The sequence below is a fragment of the Streptomyces sp. Ag109_O5-1 genome, from assembly GCF_003814875.1.
In the GTDB taxonomy this organism is placed as follows: domain Bacteria; phylum Actinomycetota; class Actinomycetes; order Streptomycetales; family Streptomycetaceae; genus Streptomyces; species Streptomyces sasae.
The window spans coordinates 5,998,874-6,019,763 of sequence record NZ_RKQF01000001.1; the positions used below are offsets into that span (position 1 = coordinate 5,998,874).

At 72.1% G+C, this 20,890-nt stretch carries 16 protein-coding genes; 4 read left to right on the plus strand and 12 right to left on the minus strand.

Annotated elements, in window-relative coordinates; all coding sequences use genetic code 11:
* The first annotated feature begins 143 nt into the window (after window positions 1-143).
* Both EDD90_RS58630 and EDD90_RS27055 read left to right on the plus strand, forming a co-directional pair.
* Window positions 144-908 carry a M23 family metallopeptidase gene (locus EDD90_RS58630; RefSeq protein ID WP_311737220.1) on the plus strand — a complete coding sequence of 255 codons (765 nt, stop codon included), beginning with the start codon at window positions 144-146 and terminating at the stop codon, window positions 906-908.
* Window positions 871-1,788, plus strand: coding sequence for a glycoside hydrolase family 26 protein (locus EDD90_RS27055; protein ID WP_260328758.1), 918 nt, complete (start codon window positions 871-873; stop codon window positions 1,786-1,788). Before EDD90_RS58630 ends, EDD90_RS27055 begins: the two co-directional genes overlap by 38 nt.
* 48 nt (window positions 1,789-1,836) lie before the next feature.
* On the opposite strand, the gene EDD90_RS27060 is transcribed toward EDD90_RS27055, so the two are convergent.
* From EDD90_RS27060 to EDD90_RS27110, 12 genes are all read right to left on the minus strand, one after another.
* On the minus strand, window positions 1,837-2,940 hold the full coding sequence (locus EDD90_RS27060; protein WP_398925587.1) for an NADase-type glycan-binding domain-containing protein: 1,104 nt from the start codon (window positions 2,938-2,940) through the stop codon (window positions 1,837-1,839).
* A gap of 374 nt (window positions 2,941-3,314) precedes the next feature.
* The gene (locus EDD90_RS27065; protein WP_185149236.1) at window positions 3,315-3,884 is read right to left on the minus strand and encodes a phage tail protein; all 570 of its coding nucleotides are present in this window, start codon (window positions 3,882-3,884) and stop codon (window positions 3,315-3,317) included.
* Window positions 3,885-3,912: 28 nt separating this feature from the next.
* Window positions 3,913-5,874: a putative baseplate assembly protein gene (locus tag EDD90_RS27070; protein WP_123975594.1), complete on the minus strand. Its 1,962-nt coding sequence runs from the start codon at window positions 5,872-5,874 to the stop codon at window positions 3,913-3,915.
* A 6-nt stretch (window positions 5,875-5,880) separates the two neighbouring features.
* Entirely contained in the window at window positions 5,881-6,324 is a 444-nt protein-coding gene (locus EDD90_RS27075) for a GPW/gp25 family protein (protein WP_046734562.1), read from the minus strand.
* 40 nt (window positions 6,325-6,364) lie between these two features.
* Window positions 6,365-8,278: a VgrG-related protein gene (locus tag EDD90_RS27080; RefSeq protein WP_123975595.1), complete on the minus strand. Its 1,914-nt coding sequence runs from the start codon at window positions 8,276-8,278 to the stop codon at window positions 6,365-6,367.
* Window positions 8,278-9,000, minus strand: a complete 723-nt coding sequence (locus tag EDD90_RS27085) for a LysM peptidoglycan-binding domain-containing protein (RefSeq protein ID WP_123975596.1) — start codon at window positions 8,998-9,000, stop codon at window positions 8,278-8,280. Before EDD90_RS27085 ends, EDD90_RS27080 begins: the two co-directional genes overlap by 1 nt.
* Window positions 9,001-9,025: 25 nt before the next feature.
* Window positions 9,026-9,448, minus strand: coding sequence for a phage tail protein (locus EDD90_RS27090; RefSeq protein WP_123975597.1), 423 nt, complete (start codon window positions 9,446-9,448; stop codon window positions 9,026-9,028).
* 59 nt (window positions 9,449-9,507) lie between these two features.
* Complete coding sequence (locus EDD90_RS27095; protein WP_123975598.1) at window positions 9,508-10,224, minus strand: hypothetical protein; 717 nt, start codon at window positions 10,222-10,224, stop codon at window positions 9,508-9,510.
* A gap of 2,604 nt (window positions 10,225-12,828) precedes the next feature.
* Complete coding sequence (locus EDD90_RS55660; protein ID WP_185149237.1) at window positions 12,829-12,984, minus strand: DUF6760 family protein; 156 nt, start codon at window positions 12,982-12,984, stop codon at window positions 12,829-12,831.
* Window positions 12,981-13,448: a hypothetical protein gene (locus EDD90_RS27100; RefSeq protein ID WP_123975599.1), complete on the minus strand. Its 468-nt coding sequence runs from the start codon at window positions 13,446-13,448 to the stop codon at window positions 12,981-12,983. Before EDD90_RS27100 ends, EDD90_RS55660 begins: the two co-directional genes overlap by 4 nt.
* Window positions 13,448-13,891, minus strand: a complete 444-nt coding sequence (locus EDD90_RS27105; protein WP_123975600.1) for a phage tail protein — start codon at window positions 13,889-13,891, stop codon at window positions 13,448-13,450. The genes EDD90_RS27100 and EDD90_RS27105 overlap by 1 nt, the downstream gene beginning before the upstream one ends.
* Window positions 13,892-13,954: 63 nt before the next feature.
* A complete protein-coding gene (locus tag EDD90_RS27110; protein ID WP_123975601.1) occupies window positions 13,955-15,535 on the minus strand; it encodes a phage tail sheath subtilisin-like domain-containing protein in 1,581 nt (526 codons plus the stop codon).
* A gap of 242 nt (window positions 15,536-15,777) precedes the next feature.
* Here EDD90_RS27110 and EDD90_RS27115 point away from each other — a divergent pair, with 242 nt between their 5' ends.
* Window positions 15,778-17,856: a DUF4157 domain-containing protein gene (locus EDD90_RS27115; RefSeq protein WP_123975602.1), complete on the plus strand. Its 2,079-nt coding sequence runs from the start codon at window positions 15,778-15,780 to the stop codon at window positions 17,854-17,856.
* A 119-nt stretch (window positions 17,857-17,975) separates the two neighbouring features.
* Complete coding sequence (locus EDD90_RS55665) at window positions 17,976-20,807, plus strand: DUF4157 domain-containing protein (RefSeq protein ID WP_185149238.1); 2,832 nt, start codon at window positions 17,976-17,978, stop codon at window positions 20,805-20,807.
* Window positions 20,808-20,890 lie beyond the last annotated feature (83 nt).

Here is a 20,890-nt window from a genome sequence, read left to right on the forward strand (position 1 = left end):
AACGCTGACGTGCCCGGATGTACGGGCGGACGGTGGGCGTCCGTTCAGAGCGTGACCGACCGCGGGATCCGAACGGGCGAAAGTCACGGCGTCGGGGCGTGTGAGACCACCCCGGACCCGGCCGATCGTCCGAGGATCCGAAGATGCGAAAGGATGATCTACGACTCCTCACCGCCGCGCTCGTCCTCCTCCTCACCGGCGCGTTCCTCACCACGCCCGCCAAGGCCGACGCCGGCCTCGGACCCTGCGGCTTCGGCACTCCCAGCACCCCGCCGCCCGACAGCGCCACCGCCACCGACAGCGCAGGCGCAGGCGCAGGCGCCGGCGACAACGGCACCAACAGCGACGCCCCGGCCTGGACCGCGCCGACCGTCGGCTACCGGCTCTCCGCCGGCTACGCCGCCGAGGGCCCCCACTGGAGGCACCGGCACACCGGCCAGGACTTCGCGGTCGACTCCGGTACGCCCGTGTACGCCGTCGGACCCGGCCGGATCGTGACCGCGTCCTGCGGCGACGCCTTCGGCAACCAGGTCGTCATACAGCACCCGGACGGCTACTACACGCAGTACGCCCATCTGTCCGTCATCAACGTCCGGCCCGGCCAGGAGGTCCTGACGGGCCAGCGCATCGGCGCCGCCGGTGCGACCGGCAACGCGGACGGCCCCCACCTCCACTTCGAGGTCCGCACCACCCCGTTCATGGGGTCCGCGGTGCCGCCGCTGCCGTGGCTGCGCGGGCACGGGGTGGCGATCCTCGGCGACCCGGCGGGCCTCGCACAAAGTTCGAAGATCCCCGCACAGCCCGCACCGGCGCCCGGGAGCGACCAGACTGCCACCCATGGCATGCCCGAGGTTCGTCCTCCTCATCACGATGGTCGTCCTCCTGTCGCTACCGGCCTCCAGGCCTGAGATCCCGCGACCCGCCGCCCCCGGGCCCTTCGGGGCGTACCTCGGCTTCGGCGCCGACGGGGTGCGGCGGGTGGGCGCGCTCGGCGCCTGGCTCGGTCATGACGAACCTCGGGTCGGGCACACCTACCTGCCGGGCGATGTGTGGCAGAACATCGAGGGCGCCCCGGACTTCGTACGGCTGTGGGCACACTGGCGGCGGGCCGTGCCGGACCGGCTCCTCGTCCTGAACGTGCCGATGCTGGAACGCACGGAGGACCATGTGCCCGACGCCGAGGTGCGGCGCCAGCTCCGGCTGGGGGCGGGCGGGGCGTACGACGGCCACTTCCGGGCGCTGGCCCGGCGGCTGGTCGCGGTCGGCGCGCCGGACACCGTCGTCGTCCTCGGCTGGGAGATGAACGGGGTGACGTACACCCATCGCTGCGGTCCCGACCCGGCCGCCTGGAAGGCGTACTGGGTGCGGATCGTCACGGCGATGCGGTCGGTGCCCGGCGCCCGGTTCCGGTTCGACTTCGCGCCCAACCGGGGGCGGGACGCGATCCCGTGGACCGAGTGCTATCCCGGGGACCTGTTCGTGGACGTGATCGGGATGGACGCCTACGACTCCCCTCGCGGGCTGTCCTTCCGGGAGCAGGTCATGGAGCCGTACGGGCTGCGGGCCCAGGTCGACTTCGCCCGGGCCCACGGCAAACCGGTCTCGTATCCCGAGTGGGGGCTCTACGAGAACGGGGACGATCCGGCGTATCTGCGGGGCATGCTGGAGTGGTTCGCGGACAGCCGGCCGCTGTACCAGACCCTCACCGACTACTGCCCGCACGGCGTCTGGGGCTGCCGCAGCAACCCGAGGTCCAGGGCCGTCTACCGGTCCCTGATGAGGAGTTAGCCCCGCCCTTCCCCGGTCGGATCGGCCGGATCGGTCGGATCGGCCGGATCAGGAGGAGCCGGCGCTCGACGGGCCGAAGAACTCGATCTCGGCGATGGCCACCTGGGTCTTCGCGGAGGCCTGGTACGACGACTCGATCGTGAAGCGGACGGAGACGACGTCCGACGCGCGGAAGTCCCGGGTCTGGCCGCCGGCCGCCTGGTCGAGGACCAGTTCACGGGTCTCCGTCTTCCCGTCGGACGTCTTGATGGTCGCCTTCATCCGGTGCGGCAGGGCCGACTTCTTGAGCTGGTCGTAGTGGGTCGACTCGCCGGACGTGACGATCACGTTCAGCAGCCGGGTCGGTTCGTCGAAGCGGGCCTCGATCCACTCGCCCTCGCCGCCCTGCACCACGCCCGGGCCCCACCAGGTGTTGCTCAGCTTGTCGAAGACGAGGTCGGGCTTGTGGCCGGCGTAGGAGCGGGACGCGGCGAAGCGGTCCGGGGAGACCTGGGCGCGTTTGGCGAAGTGGTCGCGGGTGGCGCTGATCGCCTTCGGCGTGTTGACCGCCAGGACCGTGACACCGGTGAGGACGACGGCGGCGACGATCCAGGTCAGCACGCGGTCGAAGGTGCGGCGCAGGCGGGGGCGGTCGCCCGCCCAGGGGGTTTCGCGGTTGCGGAAGTCGAAGAGGCGGCGCCACCAGGGGCGGGGGGCCGCGGGGGAGGTGTCGCCGTGGCCGGCCATGGGCATGGCGCAGCGGGTGCAGAAGTGGCGGTCGGGGCGGTTGGGGGTGGCGCACCAGGGGCAGGGGGTGCCGCCGTGGGCGCCGAGGTCTGCGCCGGGGGCGCGGACGGACTGGGGGCGTTGGGGGGTGGGGCGGCCGGGGAGGACGGGGGTGACGGACGGGGGTGCGGGGGCCGGTTCCGGGTCCTGTACGGGGATGAGGAGGCGGCGGGCTCGGTCGTGGGCGTCCTCGCCGTCGCCTTCGGCGTATGCGTTCCCGCCCGCTCCACCCGTGCGGCCGTCGTGGTCGGGTGCGGGTGGCCCCTGCGGGGGCCGGGCGCCGTCGGCGGCTTCCGGGTCGGGGGTGGTGGGGATGGGGGTGGTTTCGGCCGTCGCAGCGGTACCGGCCGGTGGGGGCTGGTCGCGCCCACGCGGCGGTAGCCGCACATCAGATTCAGCCCCGCGCCCCTGACGAGGCGCTGTCGTCGCCGTTCCCGGCAAGTCCTCCCGCGTCTGACGGGGCGTTGTCGTGGCCGTTGCCGACAAGTCCTCCCGTCCCTGAAGGGGCGCTGTCGTCGCCGTTCCTGACGCCGTCGCCGTGCCCAGCACGTTGCTGCGTTGGGCGCGGGGGAGGCCGGTGCCGCCTTCTCTGGGGGCGAAGGCGTCCCAGGCGGGGGGCGCCGGGGAGCCTTCGGGGGCCGGGGTCTCCTGTCTGCCCTCCTCCCTGTTTCCCGTCCAGCTCAGGACTGCTCCGCACGCGTCGCAGAAGGACTGGCCCGGTTCTGCGACCGTGCCGCACTCCGTGCAGTTCTGGGTGGTCGTCATCGCTGCGGGGTCCTTTCGGCGGACGGAGAAGAAGCGGTCACCTGGACCGTGTAGGGCATGTGGGCGGGGCGGGCGGCGGCCACGAGGTGTTCCAGTCGGACCTCGTCGGCGGGGGTGGGGGACGGGAGCGTGAGGTGGACGTGGAGGCGGGGGCGGGGTGTGCCGGGGAAGCGGCCCAGCGGGCGGGCGCTCCAGTCGGCGCCGCCGCTCTCCGTGATCTCCGGTGCGACGCCGAACGCCAGCCGGACCGCCTCGGAGAGGCCGCGGCGGGTGCCCCGGATGCGGTGCAGGTAGGCGGCCGCGGCCACGGCGGCCCGGAGCAGGGGTTCCGGTTCCGTGCCGTCGGTCTCCGCGCCGACCCAGGTGCCCAGCCACTCCGCGAAGTCCAGGGAGGTCAGGGCCGGGTCGAAGTAGCTGGGGAGGCAGTCGAGGACGTTGGGGATGGGGGCGATCACATCGTCCAGGCCGGCGACGAAGCGCAGGGCGAGATCGTCGTCGGCGAAGACGGCGGGGAGCATCGGGCCGATGGGCGTGGAGGAGCCCAGGCCGTCGATCGAGCCTCTCAACGGATGCCTCCGGAGACGTCGTCGGGGGTCATTCGCCGATCACCCGGACCCGGTGGTCGTAGGAGAAGACGAGCGAGGGGGCGGCGAGGTCGATACGGTCCGTCGGGTCGCCGCGCTTGCCGGTGAGGGGGTCGGCGGGGTGCAGGACGACCTCGTCGACGAGTTCGACGCCGGGGACGCGTTGCAGCACCGCGAAGACCTCGCCGGACTGGACCGGGCGCCCGAACGGCCACCCCTTGCCGTCCGCCCCGCCGGTCAGCGGGTCGAGGTGGCGGTAGAGGGCGTCATGGGCCTGGCGGCGGACCCGGTCGACGTCCACCCCGCGGAAGGCATGGAGGGTGGCGACCACGGTGACGCCCTGGTAGAAGGGCGGGCCGACCGCCAACCGGGTTCCGATCAGGCGCCGTTCGTCCAGGTGGCGGGTGATGCGGTCCAGGAGGGCGTCCCCGGGGACGAGTTGCTCGAAGCGGAGCCGGCCGCCGGGGTCGGGTACCGCCTGCGGGACGACCAACACCCGTACCGCGTAGGCCCCGTACTCGCCCTCCTCGCCCTCCAGACAGGTGATCCGGGCCGTCTCGGGGGCGGCCCGGCGGGCCAGCTCCTCGTAGTCGCGCAGGGTCACCGCCCGTTCCTGGGCGCGCAGGGTGATGGGGGCGCGGACCTTCGCCTCGGCCACCGTCTCGCCGTCCACTCCCCCGCGCGCCGCCTCCCGGTTGACGACCTCCGAGACGTACGGGATGGAGGAGCGCAGGATCTGTACTGCGCCCCGGGCCACGTTGCCGTCCCGGCCGCCGCCCGTGCGGTAGCGGCGGGCCCGGATGACCGCGCCCTTGGGGGCCACCGTGCCGTACTGGCGCAGCGAGCCGTCGGGTTCGCGGACCGCCGGGCCGAAGGCGATCTCGCCGGTGGTGGCGTCGAGGGTGATGTGGCGGTCGTACGGGCCGGAGGCCGCGAAGTGCGGGACCACCTGCCAGTCCAGCCAGCCGCCCTCGCCGTCGTGCTCGGCGGTCTGGAGGAGCAGCGGCGGGGTGTCGCCGACGACGGGGGCGTGGGCGAGGCCCAGGCGCTGGCCGGGCAGGCCGGTGGACTCGCCGAGCGCCTCGTCCTCGACGGTCTCCGCGTGCACCGCGCCGGTCGTGCCGCCGATCGTGCAGGCCTCGGCGAACCGGACCGTCGGGGACGTGGTGTAGAAGGGCTGGTCGGAACGGGGTTCGGTGACCCGGCAGCGCAGCCAGCCCGCCTCCCGGCCGCCGTTGCGGGACAGCACATGCCCGGCGGGGACGTGCAGGACGACCTCGCCGGGGCGGTTGAGACCGCCGGTGCCGTCCCGGTCGACCTCGCACTCCCGCCAGCCGTCCTCCGTCCACGCCTCCCACACCAGCGGGGGCTGCCGCGGGTCCACGCCGACACCGTCGACCCGGCTGTCCAGATCCAGCGCGACCGCGCAGTGCGGGACGGCCGCGGACAGGCCGAGCAGCATGCAGTCACCGGGGTTAGGGGCCTCGGTGAAGCACAACAGGTCCTTGCCCTCCGCGAGTTCGTGGGTGAGGTCCACGACGGCCGAGCCGCGCTCCTGCCGCATCAGGTGCCGCAGCTCGCTCGGCACGATGGCCAGGTCGCGCTCGGTCGCGAAGACCACCGCCTCCTGGGTCTCGGTACGGCGGGTCGCCACCTCCGTGCCGACCGGCACCGCGACCGCGTCCTCCTGGGCCGCCGACAGCCAGAACGTGACGTCCGTACGGGCCGCCGACGGCGGGAACAGCGTGATGCCGACCAGGTCCAGGAAGGCCAGGTGGTTCTTCTCCGGGACCCGGTTGAGCCGGTACACGATCTGGTCGGCCATGTGCGCGACCGTCTCCACCAGCGTGATGCCGGGGTCGGAGACGTTGTGGTCGGTCCACTCCGGTGCGCGCTGCTGGATGTAACGCTTGGCGTCGTCGACGAACTGCTGGAAACGCCGGTCGTCGAGGTTCGGGGAGGGCAGGGCCATCGGGGATCAGCGGTCGCTTTCCGAGGAGTCCGAGGAGGCGGGCGGCAGGTCCGGCTCGTCGTGGGAGGGGATGACGTAGAAGGGGAAGACCAGGCTGCGCGGGTTGTTGGTGCCGCGGATCGAGTAGCGGACGTCGATCATCAGCACGCTCGGGTCGGCGCCGGTGGTGACCTCGACGTCCTCGACCTCGATCCGCGGCTCCCAGCGGTCCAGGCTGGCGTACACCTCGTGCTGGATCCGGCCGGCGGTCTGCTCGTTGACCGGCGCGAAGACCAGGTCGTGGATGGCACAGCCGAACTCCGGGCGCATCGGGCGTTCGCCGGGGGCCGTGGACAGGACGAGGCGGATGGCCTCCTCCACCTCCTTCTCGCCGCTGACCAGAGCGATACCGCCGGTGGGGCCGATCCGCAGCGGGAAGGACCAGCCCGATCCCACGAACTGCTCCGCCATCAGCTCCGCACCCGCCCCTCGGGGAAGACCTCGCGCGCGCTCATGCCGGGATCACCATCACGGTCAGTCCGCCCATCATCAGGTTGCCCAGGACCGGCACCTGGGGAGCCTGGATCCCCACGGTGACCAGGGAGCTGATCGCGACGGCGGCGTTGCCGCGCAGCGACAGGGCCGCGTTCGCCATCAGGTTCACGGCGGCGGCGTTCACGGAGACCGCGCCCGTGGGTGCCTTGATGTCGACGAGTTCCGCGCTCTGGAGCGACAGCGGTCCGCCGCTCCTGATACTGAGCGCACCCCCCGCCTTCAGGGACAGGTTGGCGCCGGCCTCGACCGACACCGACCTGGTGCCCTTGATGGAGACGCTGCCCTTGCTGTCCACGGTGATCTCGGTGTTCTGCCGGTCCAGGTAGACGGTCAGCTTGTCGTCGCCGCTGGCCAGCCGGACGCCCTGTTTGCGGCCCCGCTGGTCGAGCAGGTCCATCCGGTTGCCGACGCGGTCGGAGACGGTGTGCCGGGTGGCGCGGCCGCGCAGGCCGTCGTGCAACGGGACGTCCCTGACCTTGGTCGGCTTGTCCTTGCCGTTGTAGAGGCCGCCGATGACGTACGCGTGGTCGAGGGCACCGCGGTCGAAGGCGACCAGCACCTCGTCGCCGACGTCCATCGGGAACACCCCGCCGCCGCGAACCCCGCCCATCTGCACGGTCCGCGTCCAGTCGCTGACGTAGGTGTCGTCCAGCCAGGGGAACTTGATCTTCACCCGGCCCTGCTGGAGCGGGTCCTGTACGTCGGTGACGAGCGCCGGGGCCACACTGAGCTGCCGTTCGGAACCGGCGCCCGAGGCGCCGCCGCCCGAGGCCACGCCGTACAGCGACCGCCACTGCCGGCCGCTGACCGTCACCCAGGTCTCGTAGTGCTTGTCGTCGCCGAAGACATGCCGTACCGAGGTGACCGTGTACTTGCCGGCGAAGGGCGTGCCGACGTCCTTGAGCGCCACCGGCACCCCCGGCCGCAGCTGCGGATTGCCCCGGACGATCACCTCGACCTCGGCGAACCCGGACGTCACGTCGTCGGAGAGGGCGTCGGCCGCGAACTTCACCTCGGACTGCTTGTCGTAGGGGGTACGGGTCTCGACCAGCTTGGCCGCCGGGAACCTGGCGTAGGCGTCGCCGGGGGTGGCGCCGATGCTGTACCCCTTGTTGCTGTTGGCCTTGGAGGTCGCGGTGAGCGTCTTCTTCGTCGTCACGTCCCAGCCGCGGGACTCGACGTCGGCGACCTGGTCGGCGGCGGTGACGGCGGAACGCAGCCTCAGGATGTCGTGCCCGGCCTCCAGGACGAAGGGGCTCTTGTCGCCGTCCGTGCTCGTCGAGGGCGCCCCGGAGGCGTCCTTCGGCTTCACGAACTGGAACTTGCCCTTCGCGTCGACCGACATCACCATCTCGTTCTCGTCGGCGAGCCGCGCGAGGAACTCCCAGTCGGTGACGTTGCTCTGGCTGATGAACTCGTAGACGGTCTTCGTCGCGTCGATCCGGCCGATCGGCACCCCGTCCTGACCGGCCAGCTTGCGGGCGATGTCGGAGGCCGTCTGGTTGCGGTAGGCGACCACCCGGCGCTGCCGCATCAGCCGGAAACCGCGGTCGTAGCCGCGGATCACGGCGTAGCTGCCGGTGCCGTCGTACTCGGCCTCCATCGCGGTGACCTCGCCGGTCAGCAGCGGGCCCGCGGTGTCCTGGCCGTCGGACATCGGGGTGAGCACCACCTCGCTGCCGAACTTGACGCCCAGGTCGCCGAAGAGCTTGCGGTCCTTGTCCCGGAAGGTCAGGTGGAAGGCGGCGGGCACCCCGACGCCCTGGTCGACGTGGGCCTCGACCAGCGCCGACCCCCACACCGGGTCGGACTTCAGGTCCTTCCCGTCGATGGTCACCTTGATGATGTTCGAATAGGCGTACTTCACCATCAGCGCCGCACCTCCTCGGCGGCAGGCAGCACCAGTTCCGTCCCGGTGGGCAGCCGGTTCGGGTCGTCGATCCCGTTGGCGTCGGCGATCGACCGCCAGGCCGACGCGTCGCCGTACTCCCGCCAGGCCAGCGCCTGGAGCGAGTCCCCGGCGACCACCCGGTGCACACGCTGTGCGGTGAGGGCGCCGGAGGTGGGGTTCTGCCCGGGGGTCTTGCTCGGGATCTCCTGGAGCTGCAGCCGGCAGGTGGCCCGGATGGGCATCCCGCTGGTCCCGAACAGGGTGTAGGAGGCGTCGACGGAGCCGACGTACGCCGTGAAGCGGGCCGTCGAGAACGACCCCCACTCGAAGACCACCCACGGCGGCGAGGGCCGCTTGTTCGCGATGCTCTGGCTGGTGACCTCGCAGCAGTTCAGCAGCGACTCGACCTTCTTGAGCACCGTGTTGTCGCCCGGGTCGTCGGAGGAGTCCAGGAAGATCTCCACGCTCATCTGCCGCGGGTACGCGCCGAGGAACTCCGGGAGCGGGCCGTCGCGTTCGACGGGCGCGTAGGAGGACTTCCAGTCGGCGCGGCGGCCGATGCTGAGCTGCGCCGGGTTGAAGTCGAAGTGGAAGGACTTGATGAGAGCGCCCGGGGTGCGGCTGCCGCTCGGCGGGGGCTGGTGGATCTCCAGGGTGGCGCGCACGAGGCTCTTGCCGGCGCCCCGGCTGCTGCTGGCCATGTCTTCCTCTGCCCTCTCGTCTCGCTCAGTCCGTGAATCCGTGGTGGGTGATCTCCAGGACCTCGGTGGCCACGGCGGGGCTCGCCGGGTCGAGGGAGGGGCCCCGCCAGCTCACGGGCAGGACGTCGAGCAGACCCCAGCGGGCGACCTCCGAGCCGTCCGCCCGCAACGCCGTGATCTGGGCGGTGGGGCGCTTGATGCCGGTCTGCACGGAGGAGATCCACTTGGCGACCTTGGAGGTGTCCGGGGTGAGCGGACGGGTCAGCCGGATGGTGGAGAAGGTGACGCGGGTGGGCAGTTGCCACACGAAGCCGTTGTTGCCGCCCTCCTGCCGGCGCTCGACCTCCACCTGCGACGACAGCCCCTCGCACCCGTTGAAGTAGCCGAGGCTCTCACCATCGATGGAGAGGCTGAACCAGATCGTGGTTCCCGGGTCCTGGCGAGCCATCGGGGGCCTTTCTGTGGAGGGGGTGGTGGGCGGGCGGTGGGCGAGAGCGGCCGGTGGGTTCAAGGTCGGAAGTCGCGCAGCTTGCCCACGCGCTCACGGTCCCGGCGGAGTTCGGTGCGGACATGCCGGGTGATCCGGTCGATGATCCGGTGGACCAGGGCGTCCACCTGGTACTCGGTGAGGGCCCGGGGGTCGAAGCCGCCCTCCTCGATCGCCGTGTACCCGGGCGGTTCGTCCTCCTCGCCGACGGCCGAGGCCGAGGCGGAGTACGACGGCGGCGGGTCGTCCGGCGGCGGGGTCGAGGGCGGCGGCGGGGGTGGCGGCGGCGTCTCGGACTTGGTGAGCGGGGCCTCGGGGTGGGTGGGGGCGGAACCGGTGACCGGGACCTTCTTCACGGAGTGCGGGGCAAGGACCGGCGGCGGGGAGGCGGTGACGGCGTCGCGCTGAACGGTGGGGAGGTTGAGAGGGGCTACGGGGAGGGGGATGGTGTGCCGGGCGGTGGAGGCGCTCTTGCTCCGGAGGGGGACCGGCTGCGCGGCCTGGGGAGCTGCGGCGGCTCGCTGTACGGAAACAGCACGGGAGGAGGCCGCCGTCCCGGTGACGACCGACGGAGGCGGCAACGGCCTGTCCGAGCGGGTTGCCGGGCTCGCCTGTCGCTGCACGGACGCCGGCGCACTGGGGAGGGCGAGGTCTGGGGCTCCGGTCAGGAAGGGGGGAGTGGCGGGAACGGGGACGGGGACGGGCTGGTGGAGGCCGCCGGGCGGTATCGACGGCATCGGTGGCAACGTCGGCGACGCCGGACGCGCCAGGCTGTCCGAGCGGGTCGCCGGGCTCGCCTGTCGCTGCACGGACGGCACGGGTGACTTGCGGCCGGCCGGCGCGGGGGCTCCGCCCGAGAGAGGGGCGCCGAGACCGAGACGCGGGGTGCCGGGGGCACCTGGACTACTGACGGCACGCTGGACCGGTGCGGGAGCCGCGGGCGCCGTGGCAGGACCCGTCGACGAAGCGTGTGCGTGTGCATCCGGCACAGCCGCGGAGGAACGAGCCTCAGTACGCGCCGCCTCCGCCGTCGGCGAGGAGACGGGGGCCCCGAGGCCGGGGCGAGGGGTGGCGGGGGACGCCGCGGCGCGCTGCACGGAAAGAGAGGGGGAAACAGGCCGATCCCGGTGCGGCGCCGAAGTACGGCTCGCGGCGGCCCTGCGCTGCACGGACGTGTCGTGGCCACCGCTGGCGACCTGGGCGTCCAAGGTGGTGGTGGGTTCGGTGACGGCCGGTGGGGGCTGGTCGCGCCCACGCGGCGGTAGCCGCACATCAGATTCAGCCCCGCGCCCCTGACGAGGCGCTGTCGTCGGCGTTCCTGCCGAGTTCCCGTGCCCCTGAGGGGGACCTGTCGTCGCCGGTGTCGTATGACCGCCGTCCGAGACAGCACTTTTCGCCTGCCGCTGCACAACAGGACCGGTGACCGGCGACGCCGTGGACACGGAAGCAGCAGGAGACGTCGGTGAAACCGGAGCCGTGCGGGCCCTGACTCCCGGCAGCGGCGACGCCGCCGACGTCGTACGGCCGCCGCCCGGTGCACCGCTCTCCGCCTGCCGCTGCACAACAGCCGCATCCCCGCCCGAGGCGGAACCGCCAGGCGACGCGGCCGCAGCCGAACCCGAACCACCACCCGACGCAGCACCCTCCACCCGCCGTTGCACAACCCCCGCAACCCCACCGGAGGTTGAAGGCCTAGTCGGCGCGGGAGCCGCCGGCGACGCGGCCGCAGCCGAACCCGAACCACCACCACCCGACACAGCACCCTCCACCCGCCGCTGCACAACCCCCGCAACCCCACCGGAGGTTGAAGGCCTAGAAGGCGCGGAACCGGCAGGCGACGCAGCCGCAGCCGAACCCGAACCACCACCCGACACAGCACCCTCCACCCACCGCTGCACAACCCCCGCAACCCCACCGGAGGTTGAAGGCCTAGTCGGCGCGGAACCGGCAGGCGACGCAGCCGGAGTCAAATCCGGATGACTGCCGCCCGACGCAGCATCCTCCGCTCGCCGCTGCACAGCTCCCACATCCGCAACGGAGGTTGCAGCGACAGGCGGCGTGGCCGGAGTTGATGCCGTACGGCTGCCGGTCGAAGGAGTATCCGCTGTCCGCCGCTGCACCACGGGCCCGGCTTCATGAGGCGTCGAAGGCGCGACCGGGGCGGACGCAGCCGGGGAAGCGGGCGAAGCCGGTGTCGTACGGCCACCGCCCGCCGCGCCTTGCTTGCTCGGCCGGGTGGACGGTTCGCTCGCGGACGCGGATCGTTGTACGACGGCAGGTGCCGGACCCCGTCCGGAAGCAGCGCCTTGTCCGGCGGAGCGTGGAGTCGCCTCGGGCGTACCCGTACCTCCGGACGGACTCGGCCGATCTCCGCTCACCGGCACGGACGTCACACCCCCGGCCGCGCGTCGTACCACCGCGTCCCCGGCCGGTTCGCTCCCTGCTCGATCGCCTTCGCCCACCGCCACCGTCCGCGGCGCCGACGGCAGCGTACGCCGCTGCACCGCCATGGCCGACGTGCCCGCCGGCGCCTGCGTCAGCGCGCTGCGCCGGGGCGGGACAGGAGGCGCCGGTGTGACCCGCGGACCGGTGGCCGGAGCCGTAACAGCCGGAGCCGCCTGGGGCGCCCACGCCACCGGCACCGCAGCCGAAGCGGAGGCCGTGGCCGAGGTCGAGGCCGAGGTCGGCAGCGTCGACGGCCGCTGGGCAGCAGGCGTCGCGCCCTTGACCGGCGCGGCCGACGGAGTCTGCGGCGTCTGCGCGCCGCCCCCGTTCCGTACCGCTCCCGCCGACGCCGAGTGCTGCGCGACCGCGCCACCACCGCGCCGCCCCGCCAACGGCACCCGCTGCACCGCAGGCGCCCCCACCGAACCGGCCGAACCCGCAGCCCCGGACGAACCGCCCCCGACCGCCCGCAACGGCACCACCGGAACCACCGGAACCGCCGTGCTCCGACCGCCCGTCGGCCCCGTCGGCCCCGCCGGTCCTGCCAACGGCAGTGACTGCAGCGGGCGTTCGAGGCCCGGCGCCGTTCCCGAGTACGCCCCCGTCATCCCCGTGAGGCCGCCCCCGGTCAGACCCGCGCTCGACTCACCGTCCAGTACCGCGTGCGAGCGCATGCCCATGAACGACGGGTTCTGCCATGTCGGCAGGCGGCCGGCGAACCCCGGGTCCGCGACCGGCCCGCCCGCCCCCAGCGCACGCTGGATCGGCGGCAGCCCCGGCCAGGCGGCCGCCACCACAGGACGACGTGGCGTCCCGCCGCCGGACACCTCGGCAGAGGTCTCGGCAGCGGCGTCGGCGGCCCCGCGCCCCCGTATTCGATCCCACAGCCCCACAGCTCAGCCCTCCGCCGCCCGGGTCACCAGGGACGCGATCTCGGCCGTGAAGCGGCGGCGGTCCGCGTGCTCCAGGTCCAGGATGTCCTCCAGGCTCCAGTGGAAGTGGTAGGCGACGTACGCGATCTCCTCGTGCAGCCGGTCGGTCGCGTACGTCACGATTCCCCCAGGCGGCTCCCGCCGAGTTCCACCTCGAAGGGCTCCGAGCAGTGCGGGCAGTTGACCGCGGCCCGGGTGTGGCCCTCCGCGTTGATCTGGCGGTAGAAGTCCTGCAGGAACGCCAGGTCGGAGGCGAACATGTTCTCCACGATCCCGTCGTGTATGAGCGGCAGCGTGCCGAGGCGGGTGATGACCCGGCCCAGCAGCACCACCGACAGGAACGCGGGGTTCTCCTGGACCCGGACGTCCCGGAGGGGGATCAGCTCGTCCCTCGCCGTGGACAGGCGCATCACGCCGTCCCGGTGGACGGTGCCCTGCTCGTCGACGTACCCGCGCGGGAGCTGGAACGGGAACTCCGTACGCAGCGCCTCGCGGGGCGCCTCCGGTTGCGGGGAGACCGGGGGCGCCGCCACCTCCGGTGCAGGCGCCACCACGCTCCCCGCCCGGCCGGCCGAACGCCTCATTACTCGATGACCAGTTCTTCGAACGTGATGGTCACCGACTCGGTCAGCGCGGACGCCTCGCCCGCCTTGACCGTGCTGGTGTCGATCTTGCTGCACCAGGCGTTGCGCAGGTTGTAGCGCTTCACCGGGTTGTTCTCGAAGTCCATCATGATGATGGTCGCGTTCTTGCGGGCCGTGGCCATCTGGCCGTTGATGGACTCGTTGATCCACTGGGTGAACGACGAGGACTGGGTCATACCGCGGATGACCGTGCAGGTGCCGTTCTTCTTCACGCCCGGCAGGTTGCGGACGTGGTTCTTCCCGTCCGGCGTGTTCTGCTGGTAGGTGATGACGTCCTGTTCCATCGACAGGCCGCTGACCTCGGCGAGGTACTCGACCATCACGCCGTCGATCTGCAGGCCGAAATTGTGTGATGTGAGGGCGTCACCCGGCTGGAGACTCATGTCTTACTGCCCGTTCTTCTCAAGATGCCTGTGGAACAAGGGGGTTGAGGGCACGAAGGCCCACTACTCCTGGAGCTCGCCGCTGCCGCTGGAGAACTGGGCCAGCCGGAAGATCACGAACTCGGCGGGCTTGACCGGTGCGATGCCGATCTCGCAGATCACGCGGCCGACGTCGACCGACTCCGGCGGGTTGGTCTCCTCGTCGCACTTGACGTAGTACGCCTCCTCGGGCCGCTGCCCGAACAGGGCGCCGCTGCGCCACTCGTTGACCAGGAACGCGGAGATGTTGCGCCGGATCCGGGCCCAGAGGTTGTGGTCGTTGGGCTCGAAGACCACCCACTGGGTGCCGATCAGGATCGACTCCTCCAGGTAGTTGAAGTACCGGCGGATGTTGAGGTAGCGCCAGGCCGGGTCGGAGGAGAGGGTGCGGGCGCCCCAGATGCGGATGCCGCGGCCCGGGAAGGCGCGGATGCAGTTCACGCCGATCGGGTTGAGCAGGTCCTGCTCGCCGCGGGTGATCTGGAGCTCCAGGTCGACCGCGCCGCGGATCACCTCGTTCGCCGGGGCCTTGTGGACACCGCGCTCGGCGTCGTTGCGGGCCCAGACGCCGGCCACATGGCCGGACGGCGGGATCAGCCGCGACGTGCCGGACGCCGGGTCGAAGGTCTTGATCCAGGGGTAGTACAGGGCCGCGTACTTGGAGTCGTAGCCGGCCGTCTCCTGGCGCCAGACCCGGATCTGGCGGGCGTTGAGGCTCGGCGGCGGGTCGATGACCGCGACCCGGTCGCCCATCAGCTCGCAGTGCGCGATCAGGCCGAGCTGGACGGCCTTGACCTGCTCCAGGTCGATCGCGCCGCGCTGGTAGGCGGCCATCAGGTCGGGCACGGCCACCATGGACACCTCGTCGACGGCCTCCAGGCCGCCGAAGCCGGTGCGGTCGGCCGAGTCGCCGAGGTACTCGGCGGGGCCGGGGTGGGAACCGGCGTCCGCGACGGGGGGCGCGGACGCCGGGGCAGGGGCGGGGGCCACGAGGGCCACCGTCTGGTTGTCCGGCCGGGCCAGCTGCGCGGCGGGCGCGGCCTCGGTCACGGTGATGAGCTTGGAGCGCTCCTTGACCTGGGTGACCACGTAGTTGCGGCCGCCCTTCTTCGCGGTCACGTCGAAGGTCTCGACGGGCTTGCCGCCGTCCTTGACGACCAGCTTGAAGCGTTCGGCGGGCCCCTCGCCCTCCGCGTCGGCGACCTCGACGGAGAGGTCGCCGGAGGCCACCGCGCTCACGCTGAAGGTGCCGAGCTGCCTGGCCTCGCCGGCCGGCAGCGCGGCCGGAGCGGCCGAACCACGCAGAGCGGCGGGCGAGTCGGCGGTCTCGGCGCCCTCCGCCGTACCGCCGACGCGGACGACGTACGCGGCCGTGCCGCCGTTGTTGAAGAAGCCGTAGACGGAGTGCGCGAGGTAGTACCCGTCGGTGAACTCACCGAAGGACGCCACGTACTGCGTCCAGTTGGTCACCAGGGTCGGCTCGTTCAGCGGACCGGTCGGGGCCAGGCCCACGAAGGCCGCCACCGACGTGCCCACGCCCTCGATGGGGCGGGAGCCGCTGGCCACCTCCTCGACGTAGACGCCGGGCGACAGGTAGGACGGCATGCTCTGCTCTCCTCGGGGTACGAGACAGGAACATTCCCACCTTCACGCGCGAAGCGCGCGCGCCGAAACGGCCTCCGGTGCCGTACCGGGGGCAACTCACTTGCCCGCAAGGGCAGTCCCGGCGCCCCCGGTGACCCCTCGGCCGCAAGGCCTGCCCCCGGTGTTGCCCCCGCGGTCCTCCCGCCCTCGGGTGGCGACGGGGTACGAGGTTGGGGTCCCTTGTCGACCGAACGGGAATCCGTATGCGCACTCAGGCAGAGAACCGCTCGACCGCCGGCCGGGACGACACCCGCCCTCGGTCACGGCCCGCCGTCGCCCCGTCGCCGTTGGCCGCCCTCCAGGGGACCGCGGGGAACGCCGCGGTGGCCCGGGCGATCCAGCGGGTCCGGGCGGAGAGCGAGCCCGAGGCGCAGCAGGCCGACGGGGCGGTGCCCGTGCAGCGGCGGTCCTCGGTCCCCGAGGCCGTCAGCTCACCCGGGTCGCCGCTGGAACCCCGTATTCAGCAGCGGGCGGAGCAGGCCTACGGCATGCCCTTCGGCCATGTGCGCGTGCACAACGACGCCGTCGCCCAGCGTTCGGCCGCGGAACTCGGGGCGCTGGCCTACACCAGCGGCCCGCACATCGTGCTCGGCGGGAAGCGGGTCAGCGACGAGACGATGTTCGAGGAGGTCGACCACGTCCGCCAGCAGGCCATGGGGCCGGTGCCCGGCACCCCCAACGGCCATGGCGAGAGGGTCTCCCACCCGGACGACCCGTTCGAGAAGAGCGCCTCCTCCAACGGCCGGAAGCTGGCCCGGGGCGCCATGCCCGACCTCGCCCTGCCCGGGTCCTCGGCACCGCCGGCCGAGGCGGTGCAGCGCAGCGCGGACGAGGACGTACCGGTCCAGCGGGTGGACGCGGACCGGCCCGGCCCCTCGGCCGCGGACACCGGCTCGCCCGCACCCTCGTCCGGGAGTTCCACCCCGCCGTCGGCCGCGATCCCGGCCATCGCCCAGCTGGCCCGGCTCCTCGTCGGCGGCGACGCGGTGATCAAGAACAAGCATGTGCGGGCAGCGCTGCACAGGCGTGTCCGAGGCGGCCCGAGCTTCACGGACGCGGAACTCCGGGCGATCAAGGCGGTGGAGACCGAGGACCCCAAGTGGCTGAAGACGGTGGGCATCGGCACCCACGCGGAGGCCGAGGCCTACATCAAGGCGGGTGACTTCCACAGCTGGCTGGAGCAGCCCGAGGGCAAGCGCCTGCTCGTGGCCACCCTGCGGTGGCACCAGGCGGCCGGCGACCGGGCCGAGGGGATGCCGGTGGCCAAGCAGGGCCGGCCGGACTACCAGATGGGCCGGCACATGGCCATGCACGACGCCGGCACGCCATCGGCCGAGCGGGAGGCGCTCAAGGGGGAGCGCGACGAACAGATCTTCCAGACCTTCGTCAAGACGATGCTGCCGCCCGGCGTCAGCGACGACGTACCGGACGCCAAGAAGCACAACGAGCGCGTGAAGCGCGGCACCGAGCTGCTGACCAAGATCTTCCTGATCCTGAAGGAGGGGCTCAAGGTCTTCAACCCGGAGACCGGCTTCCACGAGGACTTCGAGGACGATGTCGCCCACGCCCTGGCCTACGGCGGACGCGTCAACATCCGCATCCCGCAGCTGGCCGACGGCGAGCACGGCTACGAACTGCCCCGGTGGCTCCACATCACCAAGGAGGACCGCAAGTTCTGGGAGCCCAGGTCGACGCCCGAGAAACCGGTGTACCGGCGCCCGTTCGGCACCCACCACATGGACATCGGCGCGAACGCGGAGGACGCGCGCGGCGACTTCGTGGAGAAGGGCGGGCTGAAGGCCACCGGACAGAACTGGCTCGATCCCCACAGCCACCTCTACGGCCTGCCGCTGGCCATCGGAGGCATGGGCAACAACGACTACCACGGCGACACCATCCTCCCGAACGAGTCCTACGGACACATGTTCATGGGGTACAAGCCCCCGTCCGACAAGCGCGACGGGGCGCTCCAGGTCGGTATCGAGACCGCCGGACCGGGCGGCCGGACCCCCGACGGCTACAAGCACGGCATCACCAGCAGCGAGAAGAACAACAACCCGGTGAGCCAGGTCGGCGGCCACAAGGACGACAAGATCGGCAACAACGCCCCGCTCAGCGCGAGCCAGCGTCTCGTCGACATGAAGGACTTCGGCGACTGGGTGGCGAAGCTGAACGAGCTGGAGCGGAACTGGAAGGCCGCGATCGCCGAGGCGAGGACGCATGAGGAGAAGGCGGCCCTGTACCGGGACCTGATCGGCAAGCGCACCAACATCGGTTCCTGAGGTCCGCACCGTACGCCTGCCCGCAGGTCTGCCCCGGCGGCCCTTCCCGTGGGCGGCCGGGGCGGGCTAGGACGGAGTCACCGGACGGTTCTGCCCGACCGAGTGAACGGGACGCTTGGATGCACGCACACGAGGACGACAGCGCACGGCAGCGGGAGGCGGGTGCGCCGGGCACCGCACGACGCACGGGCGAAGGCCCCGCTGCCGCGCCCCGGCCGGGCGCCGTGGCCTCGGCGCTGCTCGCGCTGCAACGCGCGGCGGGGAACGCGGCGGTCACCCGGGCCGTCGAGGCCGACCGCCACCGACACGGCCCGCACTGCGGCCACGGGGAGCAGCCGACGGTCCAGCGCCGTTCCTCGGTGTTCGACGCCGTGGCCACGCCGGGCGACCGGCTGGACGCGGGCGTCCGGCGCAAGGCGGAGCAGGCCTATCGCATGAGCTTCGACCATGTGCGGGTGCATTCCGGCATCGTGGCGCAGCGGTCGGCGCGGGAGTACGGCGCGCACGCCTACACCGTCGGCCACGACATCGTCCTCAGCCGTCGCAGCGTGGACGACGAGACGATGTTCCACGAGCTGGACCATGTGCGCCAGCAGTCGGCGGGTGCCGTCGCCGGCACCCCGGACGGCACCGGCGTCGCGGTCTCCCACCGGGACGACCCCTTCGAGCAGGCCTCCGCGGCCAACGGCCGCCGGGTGGCCCAGGGGCAGGCGCCCGACCTCGGCCGTCCGACGGGCGGCTCGGCCGGTGCCGCCGTGCAGCGTGCCCCGGCGACGGCGGTCCCGCAGATGCAGCGGGCCGGCGAGCCGAAGGGCAAGGGCAGGGCCACCGAGCCGGCCAAACGCAGTTCCGAGACCCAGTGGGAGCGGCACGCCAAGGCGATCGGCGAACTGGTCAAGGCGTGCACCTGTGAGCAGCCGATGAAGCAGTGGGGCCGGGTCGACGAGGAGGTGTTGGTCCACTATCCGCGCAGTTACGCGGGCCACCGGTCCGCGCAGAGTCTGCGCCACGCCGCCCGCCGGCTGTACCGCGCGGTGACCTTCCTGGAGGAGCAGGAGAAGGCGAGGGCCGCGAAGGACGAGAAGGAGCAGAAGGACAAGGACGCCAAGGGCGCGGCGAAGCCGAAGCAGGAGGAGGAGATCGAGGCGATGCTCTTCAACGGGCATCTGGTCTTCGCCGGGAACCTGAACCAGACGGTCGAAAGGCTGCACGCCTATCTGCTCCACCAGGGCGACCAGGACGCGTCGGAGGAGGACGCCAAGGGCCAGACTCTGCGCGACGCCCTGTACACCGACTTCGACAACCTGGACTACGACGGGGACGACGAGCGGAACGTGACGTCGTCCCGGCCGGGCAAGCGCCGGGCACCCGCGGGTGACTCCCAGGGCGCCAAGCGCGCCAGGACCGGCAAGGCGTCCGGTGCCGCCGAGAGCACCGAGGACGAGGGCGCGATCCTGGGCAACGTGGCCGAGCAGCAGCGCCGGGACCGCTCGGCCCGGGCGAAGATCGGCGAGGGGCTGCGCCCCCGCCCGGTCGCGCAGCCGCTCCCCTCGATGTCGCTGGACGTGGACGGGAGCCCGGTGAGCGAGTCCGACAAGCGGGACAACGCCACCACCCGGGCCCTGCGGAGGATGACCTACATCCGCAAGGTGGACATCTCGGCCAAGGCCGCGCAACACCCGTCGTACCGCGCCTACCTGGCGCAGCTGCTCGCGAAGGACGACACCGACTTCGCGGACTACGCGTATCTGCTGCACAACGGCGACAGCGACGAAGTACTGCACGCCGAGCAGCAGTTGCTGATGTTCCTGCACCATGCTGGCGTCACCGGGGACACCTCGCACGACGTGGCCCTCGTCCGCGGCCGGAAACGTCCGTGCAAGGCCTGCCTGGCGCTGCTCGACTACTTCCGCACCCGGCTGGGGATCAAGCTCGCCTACAACCCGAACGGCAACCACTTCTTCCAGAACGCCCTCGGCTCCATCGCCCAGAACTTCCCCGACTTCGCCGCCGACACGACCGAGTCCGACACCACCGGGTCCCACACCAACTGGTTCGGCGCCCACATGACCACCGGCCGGATGTACGTCTCCACGATCGGCGGCGCACGGCCCACCGACGAGAACATCGCGAGCGGAAAGGCCACGAAGAGCGCGCAGGGCGGCTGGGAGCAGGAGCTGCGGCTGGAGCGCACGGAGGACGGCAAGGTGCGCTATCCGAGAGGCATCGGGCTCGTGCCCATGAACGACACCCCGTCCAACAGCGACCCCGAGGAGTCGCAGGCCGAGTCGGACGCCGACCTGGTGTCGGCCACCAGGCAGCTCACCCTGAAGCCCGCCCCCAGGGCCCCCTCCGCTCCCCGGCTCGACCCGGCGGAGCTGGAGCGGATGCGGGAGGAGCAGTTCGTCGGGAACGTCGTCCCGCTGCTGGAAGAGGCCATGACCCCCGAGTTCCGCAGGGAGCTGGCGGAGCGGACCGCGTCCAAGGGCAGCGGCAAGTTCGGCGTCCCCTTCCCCGAGGCACTGCTGCCCGTGATCAGGGATCTGCTGGCCCGGGAAGCCGCCAGCAGGAAGCGCATCGCCGATCACCTCATGATGACCAGCGCGGCCCTGGACAAACGGCTCAAGAAGATGGGCTCGGCCGGCAAGCAGGCGAAGGACATCAAGCTCTACGCGGCGAAGCAGCAGCGGGTCGAGCAGGCCATGACCGCCGCCGGGTTGTCCGACGGGTGGCGGGCGGTCTCGGACGGCGCCACCTGGAACCCGGACCTCCCGGAGGGTCTCCAGCGGACGCTGTTCGAGATCATGAACGGAGACGACGTCCGGATCTCCTGGACCTCCGTCGCCAGGTTCCTGAAGATCTCGTCGTCCACGTTCAAACGCCACGTGGACCGGTGGAACGCCCGCTGGGGCGAGCCCGGCGACGACGCCGGCGAGGGCCCGGCCGCCTGAGCCGACGGCGCGGGCGCCGGATCGGCCCGGAGCCCCGAAGGGCAACCCCGGACGTCCCCCCGGCCCCCCGGTCTGCCCTCGTA